Here is a 15,211-nt window from a genome sequence, read left to right as displayed (position 1 = left end):
GCATGAGTGAACAGCCTGTGGGCGAGGAGCGGCGCGCGTGCCAGCGGCCCGGTTGCCCGGGGTCGTACGAGGACATGGGCGACGGCGAGCTGTACTGCGACACGTGCGGCCTGGCGCCGGTCGTCTCGGCGACCGGCTCGGTGGGCTCGCCCCCGACCGGGATCACGGCCGGCGGGCGGGGTTCGCGCGGGTCCGGCAGCCGCAGTGCCCGCTCCGGTTCGCCCGCCAGCTCCCGTACGTCGTCGCGCTCCTCGCAGTCCCGGCGCTCGGTCTCCGGCCGGCTCTCGCGCTCGGTGTCGGGCACGTCGACCGGCCGCTCGGTGTCGGTGCGCAGTTCCGGCTCGTCGACCGGTTCCAGTGGGCGCGGGCGGCTCGGCGCCGGTCTGGTTCAGGTCCCGGACGTGCCGCGGCCGGACCCGCGCGCGATGGTCCTGGAGAACCCGGAGGTGCCGGAGCGCAAGCGGTTCTGTTCGCGCTCCGACTGCGGTGCGCCGGTGGGGCGTTCGCGGGGTGAGCGGACCGGCCGCACCGAGGGGTTCTGCACGAAGTGCGGTCACCCGTACTCGTTCGTGCCGAAGCTCCAGGCGGCCGACATCGTGCACGGCCAGTACGAGGTGGTGGGCTGCCTCGCGCACGGTGGCCTCGGCTGGGTCTACCTCGCCGTCGACCGGGCCGTCTCCGACCGCTGGGTGGTCCTCAAGGGCCTGCTGGACACGGGCGACCAGGACGCGATGGAGGCCGCGATCTCCGAGCGGCGCTTCCTCGCGGAGATCGAGCACGCCAACATCGTGCGGATCTACAACTTCGTCGAGCACCTGGACCAGCGGACCGGGTCGCTGGACGGGTACATCGTGATGGAGTACGTCGGCGGCAAGTCCCTCAAGGAGATCGCCAACGGCCGCCGGACGGCGGACGGGAAACGTGATCCGCTGCCGGTGGAGCAGGCCTGCGCGTACGGGATCGAGGCCCTGGAGGCGCTCGGCCACCTGCACAGCCGCAACCTGCTGTACTGCGACTTCAAGGTCGACAACGCGATCCAGACCGAGGACCAGCTCAAGCTGATCGACATGGGTGCGGTGCGCAGGATGGACGACGAGGAGTCGGCCATCTACGGCACGGTGGGCTACCAGGCGCCGGAGGTGGCGGACGTCGGCCCGTCGGTCGCCTCCGACCTGTACACCGTCGCGCGCACGCTCGCCGTCCTCACCTTCGACTTCCAGGGCTACACGAACGTGTTCGTGGACTCCCTGCCGGACCCGGACACCATCGAGGTCTTCCGTCAGTACGAGTCGTTCTACCGGCTGCTGGTCCGCGCCACCGATCCCGACCCGGCCCGCCGGTTCGCCTCGGCGCAGGAGATGGCGGAGCAGCTGACGGGAGTGCTCCGGGAGGTCGTGTCCCTTCAGACGGGGCGTGCCCGTCCGGCGCTGTCCACGCTGTTCGGGCCCGAACTGAAGCTCACGGACACGGAGTTGTTCGGGAAGCTGGACGGGGACGTGTCGCGGCTGGGCGCGCGGGTGGTGCCGGTGAGACGAAGAAAGGGCACGCCGGCGCGGCGGGCCGACGTCCGGGGCACACCGGGCGCCGACGGCGTCCCCGCGCTCCCGACGTCTCCCGCCCCGGCTCCGGCTCCGGCTCCGGCGACTCTGGTCAAGCCGCTGAACGCCGCCGCCACGGCCCTCGCGCTGCCGGTCCCGCTCGTCGACCCGGGCGATCCCAACGCGGGCTTCCTCGCGGGCCTGATGGCGTCCGTGCCCGCCGAGCTGATCACCGCGCTGCGGTCGGCGCCCGCCGGTTCCCTGGAGCTGCGTCTGCGGGAGCTGCGGGCCCGCCTGGAGATGGGCGAGCCGACCGGCGCGGCCGGCACGCTGGAAGCCCTGGAGGCGGACCATCCGGACGACTGGCGGGTGGTCTGGTACCGGGGCGTCGCGGCGCTGGCGAGCGGGGAGTACGAGATCGCGGCGCTGTCCTTCGACGCGATCTACGACGCCTTCCCCGGCGAGCCCGCGCCGAAGCTGGCCCTCGGCCTGTGCGCGGAGGTGCTGGGGCAGCTGGACAACGCCGCCGAGTACTACCGCCTGGTGTGGACGACCGACCCCAGTCATGTCAGCTCGGCGTTCGGCCTGGCCCGCGTCCAGCTCGCGGCGGGCGACCGCCGTGGTTCCGTACGCACGCTGGAGTCCGTACCGGAGTCGTCGATCCATTACACGGCGGCGCGGGTCGCGGCCGTGCGGGCGCGGCTGCGGGAGCGGCTGGCCGAGGAGGCCGCGGCAGCACCGTTCCTCGATGATCTGACCGCCGCCGCGGGCCAGGTCGAGGCGCTGGACGGATACGGTCTGGACGCCGTGCGACGTGAGCAGTTGTCGACGGAAGTCCTCGGCTGTGCCCTGGACTGGGTACTCTCCGGTAGCCAGGGTTCCGCCCCGCACTCCGGCGGCGGACGGGTGCTGCTCGGCAGTGAACTGGACGAGCGCGGTCTCCGCTTCGGTCTGGAGCGCTCGTACCGCACGCTGGCCCGGCTCGCGCGGGGCGGCGAGGAGAGGATCGACCTGGTGGAACGTGCCAACCGTTACCGCCCCCGGACGTGGGTGTGATTGATGTCCCAGATGCCCCAGCCGACGGCTCTTTCGCGGTGCCCCAGTTGCGAGGAGCCGCTGGAGGCGGGTGACCGCTTCTGCGGTGCGTGCGGGTTCGACCTGTCCGCGGTGCCCGCACCGCCCGAGGACCACCCCACGATCACCATGAACGGCGCGGCGGCGCTTCCGCCTCCGCCCGGCGCCCCGGTGGACTGGCCCGTCGCGCCCGAGCCGACGAGTTCCGGCACACCCGTGCACCGGGCCACCGACATCCAGGGGACGGACTCGGGCGGCTCGGAGCTTCCGCACGGGCACGAGCACGGAGACGAACACCGGCACGGACACGGGCGTCCGGAGTCCGCGGACCCGCGGCCCCCGGACGTCCAGCCCTCCGGCGCGCAGTCCTTCGGCACTCAGCCCTCGGGTGAGCGTCCCTCCGCCGGGCACCCGGCCGGTACGCAGCCCTCGGCCGTCCAGCCGTCCGCCGTCCAGCCCGCCGGCGCGCAGCCCTCCGGCGCGCAGCCCGCCGGTGTGCGTTTCGACCGGCCCCCGGAGCCCGACGAGTACCCGCTCGCTCCCCCGGCCGGAGCGCCCGCGGAGGCGCCCGCCGGGCATCCGGCCGATCCGCGGACCGCCGATCTCGGGACGCCCCCCGCGGGCACCAAACTGTGCGTCGCCTGCCGCTCGGGTCACGTCGACAGCGACGGCTACTGCGAGAACTGCGGTCACGCCCAACCGCGCGAACGCGACCACATGGAGCAGGAGTTGACGGCGGTGGCCGCGGTCAGCGACCGGGGCCTGCGTCACCACCGCAACGAGGACGCCTTCGCGATCTCCTCGACGGCGCTGCCCGACGGCTCGCCCGCCGTCGTCGCGATCGTCTGTGACGGCGTCTCCTCGGCGACCCGCCCCGACGAGGCCTCGCTCGCCGCGTCCCGAGCCGCCGCCGAGGCACTCCTCGCGGCCCTGCCGGTGGGCACCCACCCGCAGCAGGCCATGCACGAGGCGATCGTCGCCGCCGCGGAGGCCGTCAACTCCCTGGCCGAGGCGCCCCCCGTCCACGACGAACACGCCCCGCACCAGAACGCGCCCGCCTGTACCCTGGTCGGCGCCGTCGTCACCCCCACGCTGCTGATCGTCGGCTGGGTCGGTGACAGTCGCGCCTACTGGGTCCCCGTCGACCGGAGTTCGCCCCCCGCCCGACTCACCGAGGACGACTCCTGGGCCGCGCAGATGGTCGCCGCCGGCCTGATGAGCGAGGCGCAGGCGTACGCCGACGAGCGCGCCCACGCCATCACGGGCTGGCTCGGCGCGGACGCGTACGAACTGGAGCCGCACACCGCTTCCTTCAAGCCGGACCGGCCGGGTGTGGTGGTGGTGTGCACCGACGGACTGTGGAACTACGCCGAGGCGGCGGAGGAGATGGCCGAGGTCGTCCCGCCCGACGCCGCCGAACGGCCGCTGCACAGCGCCCAGGTGATGGTCGGCCACGCCCTGGACGGCGGGGGCCACGACAACGTAACAGTGGCCGTCGTACCGTTCCCCGCGCCGTCGCAGGGGGCAGGATCGGCCTGAGGCCGCAAAAACACACAACCGCCGACACCGCCGACACCGACGACAACGGCGACCATGGCGACAACGGCGACAACGGGGTCGGCCTCGGACCGGAGGGGACCGGTTCGCGGACAGTCATCACCTCCGTCAACCACCGGAGGCCTTGAGGGGGACGAAGAAGGCATGGCCAATTTCTCGAAGTCGAACGTGCCGCAGTTCTCGGTCGACGTGTACCAGAACGAGTACCTGCCCGAGAACGGCCGTGAGGTCAACGCGATCGTCACGGTGAGCGCCACCGGCGGCGGCACCGTCGGGAGCGCGGTCGGCGCGCCCCATCTCTACACGGCGGGGCAGAGCCCGGACGCGGCCGTGGCGATCATGGTCGACTGCTCGGGCTCGATGGACTATCCGCCGACCAAGATGCGCAACGCGCGGGACGCGACGGCCGCCGCGATCGACACCCTGCGCGACGGTGTGCACTTCGCGGTCATCGGTGGCACCCACGTCGCCAAGGAGGTCTACCCGGGCTCCGGACGGCTCGCGGTGGCCGACGCGGCCACCCGGGAGCAGGCCAAGCAGTCGCTGCGCAGGCTGAGCGCGGGCGGCGGTACGGCGATCGGCACCTGGCTGCGCCTCGCCGACCGGCTGTTGTCCTCGGCGGAGGTGTCGATCCGGCACGGGATCCTGCTCACCGACGGCCGCAACGAACACGAGGCGCCCGAGGACCTGAAGGCCGCGCTGGACTCCTGCGCCGGACGGTTCACCTGTGACGCGCGTGGAGTGGGAACCGACTGGGAGGTCAAGGAGGTCACCGGGATCGCCTCGGCGCTGCTCGGCACCGCCGACATCGTCGCCGACCCCGCCGCCCTGTCCGCCGACTTCACACAGATGATGGAGACGGCGATGGGCAAGGAGGTCGCGGACGTCTCCCTGCGGCTGTGGACCCCCGTCGGTACGGCGGTCAAGTTCGTCAAGCAAGTCGCCCCCACCGTCGCGGAACTGACCGGCCGTCGCACCGAGGCGGGCCCGCGCGCCGGCGACTACCCCACGGGTTCCTGGGGCGACGAGTCCCGCGACTACCACGTGTGCGTCGAGGTCCCCCTGGCCGGGGTCGGCCAGGAGATGCTGGCCGCCCGGGTCTCGCTGGTGATCCCGCAGGGTGACGGGAGCGTGCAGAACCTCGGCGCGCAGGGTCTCGTACGGGCGGTGTGGACCGACGACATGGTGGCCTCGACGAGGATCAACTCACAGGTCGCGCACTACACAGGTCAGGCGGAACTGGCACAAGTCATCCAACAAGGTCTCGATCTTCGCAAATCGGGAGATGTGGACGGCGCAACGGCCAAGCTGGGCCGTGCCGTTCAGCTCGCGAACGTGTCCGGCAACGCCGATACTGCGAAACTGCTTGCGAAGGTGGTGGACGTGGTCGACGCCGCGGCAGGTACTGTGCGATTGAAGGCAAAGGTCGAAGAGGCCGACGAAATGACGCTCGAGACACGGTCCACAAAGACTGTTCGTGTAAAGAGGTAGCGAGCCCGGCTCCCGTGGGGGGCCGGAGAAACCCGGTCAGAACGACCGGAAGAGGAGAGGGGGAAGCGCCGACATGCCGACCTGCCCGAACGGACACCAGTCGGGTTCCGACGACTGGTGCGAGGTCTGTGGTCACCGCATGGCCGGTGCCGTGCCTCCGCCCCCACCGCCGCCGGCCGGATACGGCTATCCGGCGCCGGGCTCACCGCCCGGTCCCGGTGGACGGCCGCACCTCTCCGGCATGCCCGGCTCCGAGCCGGAACTCTGCCCGCAGTGCCGTACGCCCCGCGAGGGCGGCGCGCCGTTCTGCGAGGAGTGCCGGTGGAACTTCCTGACCAACACGGCGACCTCCTACACCCCGGCGGCGCCGCGTCCGCAGGCGCCCGCGCCCGGCCTGCCCAATCCCGCGCTGCGCTTCCAGCAGTCCGGTCCCGGACAACCGGGCGGTCCGGGCCAGCCCGGCGGTCCCGGCGGTGGCCCCGCTCACGACCCGTTCGACTACCAGAGCTCGCGGCCCTCGCAGATGAACCGTCCCGCGGAACCGATTCCGCCATACGGGGGTGACCCCTCCGGTTTCCGCGGTGATCCGTCACGCCAGGGCGGCCCTCCCGGCGGACCCGGTGCTCACGGCGGCTTCGGTGGCGACCCCTCGCGGCCGGGCCCAGCGGGCGGCGGCCAGGGCGGTCCCGGTGCCCCGCAGGCCTTCACGCAGCAGCCCTCCGCACCCGCGTTCCCGCAGCAGGGGCAGCAGGGCCCCGGCGGCCCGGGGACCGGGGGCCCGTCCTTCGGCGGCGGTGAGGACGACTGGGTGATCTCCCCGCCGGCCGGTGGCCAGGGCGGTCCCGGCGGCCGCCCCGGCGGTCCCGGCCCCGGTCAGGGCGGCGGCTACGGCTACCCGCAGCCGGGCGCGACCCAGGCCCCGCCCGGTGTCGGCTACCAGCAGCAGCGCCAGCCGCTGTCCTGGACCGTGACGATCGGTCCCGACCGCGACTACTTCATGGCGATGATGCAGCGCTCCGGCCCCGAGGCCGCGGGCCTGAACCTGCCCGCGTACTCCCCGGAGCAGCAGCGCCCGCTCACCGGCAACCAGCTGACGATCGGCCGCCGCAGGCACTCCACCGGCGAGTCCCCGGACATCGATCTCTCGGTGCCCCCGGAGGACCCGGGGGTCTCGCACCAGCACGCGGTCCTGGTCCAGCAGCCGGACGGCAGCTGGGCGGTCGTCGACCAGAACTCGACGAACGGCACCACGGTCAACGGCGGCGAGGAGCCCATCCAGCCCTTCGTCCCGGTTCCGCTCCAGGACGGGGACCGGGTGCACGTCGGCGCCTGGACGACGATCACCATCAGGCTCGGCTGAGGCGCTGGGCCCTGAGCGGCGCGTACCGGCGCGTACGGCGGCCTGTGCCGCGCGTGTGCGCCGGTTCACGCGGCCCTACGGCAGCGGCCAGACGTGCGGCCCCCCGGGGTCGTCCAGCCACGCCCACGCGTCCGCGCCGCTGACCGTGATCCCGTACCGCTCGCGCACCGGTCGCCGCTCGCGTTCCCACAGCGTGAACGCCTCGTAGGGATCGAGGCTGCCCGCCGTGAGCGTCAGCAGGAACCGGAACAGTTCGTCGCCGCGGGCCCGGCGCGGCAGCCCGCCGAGGTGCTGCGGCTGCGGGTCGTCGGGCCGGGTGTCGCCGCGCAGCGGGACGAAATAGGCGGGCGTGTGCAGGAAGCGCCCCTCGGCGTGCCCGGCGTCCCGGACCCGCAGCGCGATCAGGCCGGTGGCCAGCGGTGTGAGAATGAGCGCACCCGGGCGGCACTGGGCCAGCCACGGGCGCGGGATCGAGGTCAGCGTGCAGGTGGCGATGATCCGGTCGAACGGGGCCCGTTCGGGGACCCCTCGGGTGCCGTCGCCGGTGACGACGGCGGGATGCCTGCCGACGGCGTCCAGGTGCTGTCGTGCGGACTCGGTGATCTCCGGGTCGAGGTCGACCGTGGTCACCAGCCCGTCACCGAGGCGGTGGGCGAGCAGCGCCGCGTTGTAGCCGGTCCCGGCGCCGATCTCCAGTACGGCGTCCCCGTCCCGTATCTCCAGCGCGGTCAGCATCAGCGCCATCAGCGACGGCTGGCTGCTGGAGGAGACCAGTTCGGCGTCGCGGACCCGGGTGGCCAGCGCGGTGTCCGCGTAGGCGCCGCGCAGCCAGCGCTCCCGCTGCCCGGGGTCGGGGTCCTCGCACCACACCCGCTCGAAGCCGTCCGAGGTGCCGACGTAGTAGTAGGGCACGAAGAGGTGGCGCGGGACCTGCTGGAACGCCTCCCGCCAGACCGGGTCGGCGTCCCAGGCCCCGCTGGCCTCGATCACGCGCACCAGCGCGGCCCGCGCCGAGGTGGCGAGGTCGTCCAGATCCTTGTCGACTGTGTGCGCGCCCATACCTCCACTGTGCTGCCGCGAGGGCCGGGAGGCGAGCGCCGGCCGGGCCGATCGGGTGCCGGACGGCCGGGGGCGCGGACCTGGCCCGGCGCGGAGGACCGGACCGGCCTGATCCGCGGGCCCCAGGTGTGGTCCTAAGCCTGGAGTCCTCGGTCACCGGGTCTGAGACCATGGGAGACGTGAATGAGATTCGGCGCGGCACGCTTCAGGAGCAGACCTTCTACGAGCAGGTCGGCGGCGAGGAGACCTTCCGGCGCCTCGTCCACCGTTTCTACGAGGGAGTCGCCGAGGACCCGCTGCTGAAGCCCATGTACCCCGAGGAGGACCTCGGGCCGGCCGAGGAACGCCTCAGGCTGTTCCTGATCCAGTACTGGGGCGGCCCGACGACCTATGGCGAGAACCGCGGCCACCCCCGGCTGCGAATGCGGCACGCCCCGTTCGCCGTCGACCAGGCGGCGCACGACGCCTGGCTCAAGCACATGCGCGTCGCCGTCGACGAGCTCGGCCTCTCCGACGAGCACGAGCACACGCTGTGGAACTACCTGACGTACGCGGCGGCTTCGATGGTGAACACGGCGGGTTGACGGGCCGGGCGGCGCCGGCCCGGCCGTGAGCCGCCGGCAGTGAGGCGCCGGCAGTGAGGCGCCGATCGCGCGGTACCGGCCGTACGGTGCTTGCCGAGCGTTGCTGGTCGAACGTTGCTGGTCGAACGTTGCTGGTCGAACGTTGCTGGTCGCATGATGTCGGTCACGCGGCGCCGGTCGCACGAGAGTGGCCACGCGGCGTCGGTCGCACGATGGTGTCGCGTCGCGCGACGGTGATCGCGCGACGCCGGGAGCCGCCGGAAGGTCCGATCGTGCGGGCGGAGGCGGAGGCGGTCGACAGCCGGCTCAGCGGACGCTGACGTCCAGCGCCCCGAGTCCCGCCCCGCGTACGGCGATCGACCCGTAGGGCGTGCGGAGCCGGAGCCACGCTCCCGACGAGTACAGGACCAACGGGCTCTCCCCGAGGACGGACCGGCCGGCCGCGCGGAGGAACCCCAGCGACTGCGCCGCGTGCGCGGCCCGTACCGGAAGGCCGCTGTCACCGATCGGACGCGACCAGATCTCCCGCCCGATACCGTCCAGTTCGGCGCGGGTACGCCGCTCGGGCGCCAACCCCTCGGTACGGGACCGGAATTCGGCGACCGCGGCGCCCACCGACGCTCGCACGGCGTCGGGCGCGGGCAGCCCCGGCTCCTCCCGCCAGCCGCCGCGGGGCGGCAGCACGCCCGCCCACGGCGGTCCGGTGACGGCCGGGGGAACGGTGACCGTGGCCGCCGACTCCTCGACGGACTCGAGGAGTTCACCGGCTGAGACGGTCACGTCGAGCGTGACGTCGAGCCCGCTCTCGTACGGCTTCGCGAGCCGTACCGTACGGATCGCGAGGACCTCGAACGCCGGAGGGCGCCCGAAGACCGCGAACGCGGTGCCGGACACCTGGAGGCGCACGGCGGCCGCGCGGTCGTAGTGGATCAGCCGGGAGAGGAAGGCGGCGAGATCCGCCGCCTCCCCCTCGTCGGCGAGGTACAGGGCGGTCATGCAGCGACGGCCTCGTCCACGTCGTCCCGGTACTCCTCCAGGAACTCGCGTTCCTGCGCCGTGATCCGGCGCGGACGCTGCTGCGCGAAGTCGAACGGCACGATCACCGTCGAGGCCGTGACGTAGATCTGGCCCGGGTCCTTGACCTCGTAGGCGATCGTGAACGACGCCGCTCGTATCTGCGTCACCCACAGCTCGATGTCCACCGGCGTGTGCCGGTGGACCAGCTGCCGCTTGTAGTCGATCTCATGGCGCGCCACCACGGATCCCTGCTGGAAGTCCTTCTCCGGGCGGAACAGGAAGTCGATACGGGCTTCCTCCAGGTAACGGAGGAAGACCACGTTGTTCACGTGGCCGTACGCGTCCATGTCCGCCCAGCGCAGCGGGCAGCGGTAGATGTGCCGCAAGATCAGCCCCGGGTCAGCTTCTTGTAGGTGGCGCGGTGCGGGCGGGCCGCGTCGGCGCCGAGCCGCTCGACCTTGTTCTTCTCGTACGACTCGAAGTTGCCCTCGAACCAGTACCACCGCGACTCGCCCTCGTACGCGAGGATGTGCGTCGCGACCCGGTCCAGGAACCAGCGGTCGTGGGAGATGACCACGGCCGCGCCGGGGAACTCCAGCAGCGCGTTCTCGAGCGAGGACAGGGTCTCCACGTCGAGGTCGTTGGTGGGCTCGTCGAGGAGCAGCAGGTTGCCGCCCTCCTTGAGGGTCAGCGCCAGGTTGAGCCGGTTGCGCTCACCGCCGGAGAGGACACCCGCGGGCTTCTGCTGGTCCGGGCCCTTGAAGCCGAAGGCGGACACGTAGGCCCGCGACGGCATCTCGACCTGACCGACGTTGATGTAGTCGAGCTCGTCGGAGACGACGGCCCACAACGTCTTCTTGGGGTCGATGTTGGCGCGGCTCTGGTCGACGTAACTGATCTTGACCGTCTCGCCGACCTTGATCGCGCCGGAGTCCGGCGTCTCCAGGCCCTGGATCATCTTGAACAGCGTGGTCTTGCCGGCGCCGTTCGGGCCGATGACGCCGACGATGCCGTTGCGCGGCAGCGTGAAACTGAGGTCGTCGATGAGGACCTTGTCGCCGAACGCCTTGGAGAGGTTCTGGACCTCGACGACGATGGAGCCGAGGCGCGGGCCCGGCGGGATCTGGATCTCCTCGAAGTCCAGCTTCCGCATCTTGTCGGCCTCGGCCGCCATCTCCTCGTAACGGGCGAGGCGGGCCTTGGACTTGGTCTGACGGCCCTTGGCGTTGGACCGGACCCACTCCAGCTCTTCCTTGAGCCGCTTCGCGCGCTTCTCGTCCTTGCGGCCCTCGACCTTGAGGCGGGAGGCCTTCTTGTCGAGGTACGTGGAGTAGTTGCCCTCGTAGGGAATCGCGCGGCCGCGGTCCAGTTCGAGGATCCACTCGGCGACGTTGTTCAGGAAGTACCGGTCGTGAGTGACGGCGACGACGGCGCCCGCGTACTTCTGGAGGTGCTGCTCCAGCCAGTTCACCGACTCGGCGTCGAGGTGGTTGGTGGGCTCGTCGAGGAGGAGCAGGTCCGGAGCCTCGATCAGCAGCTTGCACAGCGCCACGCGGCGCTTCTCGCCACCGGAGAGGTTGGTGACCGGCCAGTCGCCGGGCGGGCAGCCCAGCGCGTCCATGGCCTGCTCGAGCTGCGCGTCGAGGTCCCAGGCGTTGGAGTGGTCCAGGTCGTCCTGGAGCTTGCCCATCTCCTCCATGAGCGCGTCCGAGTAGTCGGTCGCCATCAGCTCGGCGACCTCGTTGAAGCGGTTGAGCTTGCCCATCTGCTCGGCGGCGCCGTCCTGGACGTTCTCCAGCACCGTCTTGGACTCGTCCAGCTGCGGCTCCTGCATGAGGATGCCGACGCTGAAGCCGGGCGACAGGAACGCGTCGCCGTTGGAGGGCTGCTCGAGGCCCGCCATGATTTTGAGAACGGTGGACTTACCGGCACCGTTGGGACCGACCACACCGATCTTGGCGCCAGGCAGGAAGCTCAAGGTGACGTCGTCGAGGATCACCTTGTCGCCGTGCGCCTTGCGCGTCTTGCGCATGGTGTAAATGAACTCAGCCAAGAGAAACCGTCCGGACGCTTGAAATCGGCAGTGGGCAGATACACCCCATCTTGCCTGACGGCCACCCCTCCGGGGAAACCCGTTCGGTCCGGGGCCCGTGACCTGGCCGTTCACAGACCGCCCCAGTAGCTGATCTGTCACTGGCGGTCGCCGTTCGTCACTGTGGAGCGGCCTCGGACGGCCCGGAGACGGCCCGAAACTTCCGGCTCCCCTGCGCCCTCACCAGCTAGCATCGCCGCCAGAGACGCGGATTGGGGTACGTCATGGCACTCGGCCGCAAGGGTTCACGACGCATCGTTGTCGACGGCGTGACTTACCGCTGGCGCCTGCGCCGCCGGCCGACTTACGACCAGGCCCTCTGCGACAAGCCGTGTACCTATGCGGTGCAACGGGACACCCCCGGAACGACCCTCGTCGTCACCACGAATCAGCCGCATGCCGGCAACTGGTTCGGGGCGCCGAGCACTGCGGTGCTTCCCAGCGATGTCAGCACCGCCATCACAGCGGCCCTCGCCCGCGGCTGGCACCCGACGCGTCCAGGCTCGCCGGTCCGCCTGGACCAGTCCGACGGATTCGTCCGCTTCCGGCCCTGACACCGCTTTCCCTGCGACCGCTTCGCCCCGAAGCGACTTGGGTGGGAGCTGGGCCTGAGCCGGTGGGCCTTGGACCCGCTCCGGTGGTCCGCAGACGTTCGCGGGCGTCCGCCGTTGCGTGTCTGCGTTGTCACGCAGTGAGACACTCACCCGCCCAACCGTCCATCGCCGACAGGCGCGTTGTCAGTGCTTGCGCCTAGGGTCTCAAGCGCGCGGTCGGCTTCCGGGGGTTCCAGCTCTGAAAGAATGGCTTCATCCCCGGCCTGTCTGGGGGCGGCTCGGAGACTCGTCCGGGACCTAACCGACGGCCGGGCTTCGTCGATGGCCACGAGGTGACCTGCCAGCGCCGGCCGCGCGACCCCCTCACGCCCTCGTTCCGGCGGTGAGATGAGCACCACTTTAGGAGCGAGGTTGGGGATCCGGCCTCTGACCTGCGGCAGGAGCCAGTCCGACGGACTTGGGGTGCATGCACCACCGACGTCTGCGGTTCCCCGTGGTTCCCCGCTCGTTCTGGCACGGTTGTGTCATGCCGTCGCTGATCAGTCGCTGAGGTCCAGGCTCGACCGCCGTCGTCCGCGACTGTTGGTGTCATCCGCTGGCGTCAGGGTCGAGTCGGTCTTGGCACGGGACCACGCTGCCAGCGCTTTCCCATAATTGACACCCACCAATACGAGGCCGGAGGCCAGGAGGCAGCGTGTGATCGTGTCGTCTGCGGTGACGAGAAAGATCATGAGCGGTATCACCTGTATCAGGTGCCAGCGTGGGTGATGCCACCGACTGCTCTTGTCTGCCATTTCGATCCCCCCATGCGGCACCCTAGTGGCAGTCGGCATACGCTCGCAGGTGGTATCAGCCCTCAAGAACTGACGGTCCGGATGGGCGGCACGCCCGGCAGCGCCGTGGAGTTGACCCGCCAGGAAGTTGACTTTCTCCTCCACCGCACACAGACCGGGGACAGCGACGTTGTGCGAGTTGGGACGTATGGCGCCTGGTCCTACGCGGTCGGAAACGCGTCTCATCAGGGGGCCGCGACCTGGAGGTTCGGCCGCCCCCGCCGGCCACCGGACCGTCACTGAGCGTCGCCGGCCGGACGCGCGCCCAGGAACGCGCGACGGCGCGAAATGGCAGGAGCCGGACTCTCTTGCGATCCTGGTCCGGTGGCACGTGATCCTGGACCGGTGGCACACCGTGCCTCCGCACACGAACCGCACCCCGGTCCGGCACTGGACACGTCCCGGACCGACTACACGGGTGCGATCTACGGCTCGCTGCTGGCCGCTTCGGTGGTGGCCGGTGCCGGCGCGGTGGGCCCGCACCCGCGCGCCGAACTCGTGGCCCTGCTGCTCTGTACCGGTGTGGTGTTCTGGGCCGCGCACGCCTACGTCCGGTTCATCGGGAACCGGTTGCGGCATCGGTCGGTGACCTGGGGGGAGATCCGCCGGGTGTGCGCCGGTGAGTGGCCGATCGTGCAGGCGGCGTTCCTGCCCGCCGTCGCCGTGGCCATCAGCCCGATCCTGGGGCTCGGGGCCGGAGGGGCGGGATGGCTCGCGCTGGGCGTCGCCGTGGCCCAGCAGGTCGGCTGGGCCACGGTCATGGTCATCCGGGCCGGCGCCTCTCACGGCGCGGTGGTGTCCGTCGCCGCCGTCAACCTCGTCCTCGGACTGGTCATCGTGGCCGCCAAGGTCGCGCTCCACTGAGCGCCCCGTTTCCCGCGGTGGGCCTCCGGTTCTCGACGTGGGCCGGTGACTGCGGGGCGGGCTGCCACCTCCCGCGACGCGCCGGTGTGGCGACACTCCGTACGCGAACCACTACCGCGTGTTCACATCTCGCCCCACCCCGTGCGGAGCGGGGCGAAGAAGCACACTCTGGAAGGTAGGGCTGGGGTAGCAGGGGCTGGGGTCGGCCCCGGAGGTGATCGTGATGACGCAGACGACAGACATGAAGCCGACACGACAGCAGGCACGGACCGCCGTCGGCTGGCACGTCGAGATGGAGTTCGAGGAGGACGAGCACCGCACGCGCGCCGCCGCCCTCCTGCGGCTCGCCGACGGCAACGAGGTGCGCGCGCACGGGTACGCCAGCCGCCACCCCAGCGACTCGAACCAGCCGAGGGTCGGCGAGGAGGTCGCGGGAGCACGGGCGCTCAACGAACTGGCGATGAGACTGCTGACCAAGGCACACGACGAGATCGACGAGGCGTCGGGAAGAACCTCGCATCCACTGCGGTGACGGTCCGGCCGGCGAGCCTGATCCGGCACGGGCCGGACCGGCCGGATCAGGCTCGCCGGGTGAGGACTCGCGCCCACGACTTGGCGGGGCGAGAACGCGGCCCTGACTTGCCGGGTCCGGGCGTCCGGCGCCTTCGGACCCGCCTTCGACCCGCCTTCGACCCGCAGGCATTCGGCCGGCATTCGGCAGGCAACGACGTCAGCGCCCCTTGAACCACTCCCGTGTGCGGTTGGAGGTCGGCGAAACAACTCTGGCACCGGGCAGGCATCCAAAGCCCCTCCCCCGCGTCAGCACTGACCAGACACCCCAGTGTCCGCGCGAACTCCCGAAGGTCGGCGTCAGCCGCTGGCGTCGGCCTTCGCACGCGGCCCTGCCCAGGACGGTCCCGTCCGGCGTCCGAATGCCTGCCGGATGGGAGCACCGGTCCGGAAGGCGCCGTATGCGAACGACGGCCGACCTGGCGACCCACTGACCTGGATGAGGCGCGGTCCGATGGAGCCGGGGCGGTGCCGGACGGTCGGAGCGCGATCAGCGCTCCCGTTCCGCGTGAGTTCCCGTTGTGCGTCCCGCCCGACCGGGCACGCAACGGGCGCGGCTCCGGGCTGCGGCTCGTGCCGGGGCGACCCCGCACACATCCGGGCCGGCACGCTGCTGAA

At 71.5% G+C, this 15,211-nt stretch carries 12 protein-coding genes; 8 read left to right on the top strand and 4 right to left on the bottom strand.

Annotated features, from left to right (window positions below):
- Positions 1-2: 2 nt before the first annotated feature.
- The 4 genes from GFH48_RS25900 (at position 3) to GFH48_RS25885 (ending at position 7,020) form a co-directional block, all read left to right on the top strand.
- The gene (locus tag GFH48_RS25900) at positions 3-2,594 is read left to right on the top strand and encodes a serine/threonine-protein kinase (RefSeq protein WP_153290545.1); all 2,592 of its coding nucleotides are present in this window, start codon (positions 3-5) and stop codon (positions 2,592-2,594) included.
- A gap of 3 nt (positions 2,595-2,597) precedes the next feature.
- On the top strand, positions 2,598-4,151 hold the full coding sequence (locus GFH48_RS25895; protein ID WP_153290544.1) for a PP2C family serine/threonine-protein phosphatase: 1,554 nt from the start codon (positions 2,598-2,600) through the stop codon (positions 4,149-4,151).
- 162 nt (positions 4,152-4,313) lie between these two features.
- Positions 4,314-5,660 carry a vWA domain-containing protein gene (locus GFH48_RS25890; RefSeq protein WP_153290543.1) on the top strand — a complete coding sequence of 449 codons (1,347 nt, stop codon included), beginning with the start codon at positions 4,314-4,316 and terminating at the stop codon, positions 5,658-5,660.
- A 73-nt stretch (positions 5,661-5,733) separates the two neighbouring features.
- On the top strand, positions 5,734-7,020 hold the full coding sequence (locus GFH48_RS25885; RefSeq protein WP_153290542.1) for an FHA domain-containing protein: 1,287 nt from the start codon (positions 5,734-5,736) through the stop codon (positions 7,018-7,020).
- Between the two features lie 75 nt (positions 7,021-7,095).
- Here the strand turns inward: GFH48_RS25885 and GFH48_RS25880 are convergent, their stop codons facing one another.
- Positions 7,096-8,079 (bottom strand): methyltransferase domain-containing protein, encoded by a 984-nt coding sequence (locus GFH48_RS25880; RefSeq protein WP_153290541.1) that lies wholly within the window; start codon positions 8,077-8,079, stop codon positions 7,096-7,098.
- Between the two features lie 170 nt (positions 8,080-8,249).
- On the opposite strand from GFH48_RS25880, the gene GFH48_RS25875 reads away from it, so the two are divergent.
- Complete coding sequence (locus tag GFH48_RS25875; protein ID WP_194280669.1) at positions 8,250-8,663, top strand: globin; 414 nt, start codon at positions 8,250-8,252, stop codon at positions 8,661-8,663.
- Positions 8,664-8,969: 306 nt separating this feature from the next.
- Here the strand turns inward: GFH48_RS25875 and GFH48_RS25870 are convergent, their stop codons facing one another.
- From GFH48_RS25870 to ettA, 3 genes are read right to left on the bottom strand one after another with little or no spacing between them, the layout of a single operon-like run.
- Complete coding sequence (locus GFH48_RS25870; RefSeq protein ID WP_153290539.1) at positions 8,970-9,659, bottom strand: hypothetical protein; 690 nt, start codon at positions 9,657-9,659, stop codon at positions 8,970-8,972.
- Positions 9,656-10,066 carry an acyl-CoA thioesterase gene (locus GFH48_RS25865; RefSeq protein ID WP_153290538.1) on the bottom strand — a complete coding sequence of 137 codons (411 nt, stop codon included), beginning with the start codon at positions 10,064-10,066 and terminating at the stop codon, positions 9,656-9,658. Before GFH48_RS25865 ends, GFH48_RS25870 begins: the two co-directional genes overlap by 4 nt.
- Before the next feature lie 2 nt (positions 10,067-10,068).
- Positions 10,069-11,733: an energy-dependent translational throttle protein EttA gene (ettA, locus tag GFH48_RS25860; RefSeq protein ID WP_153290537.1), complete on the bottom strand. Its 1,665-nt coding sequence runs from the start codon at positions 11,731-11,733 to the stop codon at positions 10,069-10,071.
- 263 nt (positions 11,734-11,996) lie between these two features.
- Between ettA and GFH48_RS25855 the strand changes: the two genes are divergently transcribed.
- The 3 genes from GFH48_RS25855 to GFH48_RS25845 all read left to right on the top strand — a co-directional run bounded on the left by GFH48_RS25855 (position 11,997) and on the right by GFH48_RS25845 (position 14,555).
- Positions 11,997-12,326, top strand: a complete 330-nt coding sequence (locus GFH48_RS25855) for a hypothetical protein (protein ID WP_153290536.1) — start codon at positions 11,997-11,999, stop codon at positions 12,324-12,326.
- Between the two features lie 1,178 nt (positions 12,327-13,504).
- The gene (locus GFH48_RS25850; protein WP_153290535.1) at positions 13,505-14,023 is read left to right on the top strand and encodes a hypothetical protein; all 519 of its coding nucleotides are present in this window, start codon (positions 13,505-13,507) and stop codon (positions 14,021-14,023) included.
- Positions 14,024-14,246: 223 nt separating this feature from the next.
- Complete coding sequence (locus tag GFH48_RS25845) at positions 14,247-14,555, top strand: DUF1876 domain-containing protein (RefSeq protein ID WP_228120940.1); 309 nt, start codon at positions 14,247-14,249, stop codon at positions 14,553-14,555.
- The last annotated feature ends 656 nt before the right edge of the window (positions 14,556-15,211 follow it).

It is taken from the genome of Streptomyces fagopyri (assembly GCF_009498275.1).
GTDB lineage: Bacteria > Actinomycetota > Actinomycetes > Streptomycetales > Streptomycetaceae > Streptomyces > Streptomyces fagopyri.
Note: the sequence above shows the minus strand (reverse complement) of the source record. Positions and strands in the feature narration are given on the sequence as shown.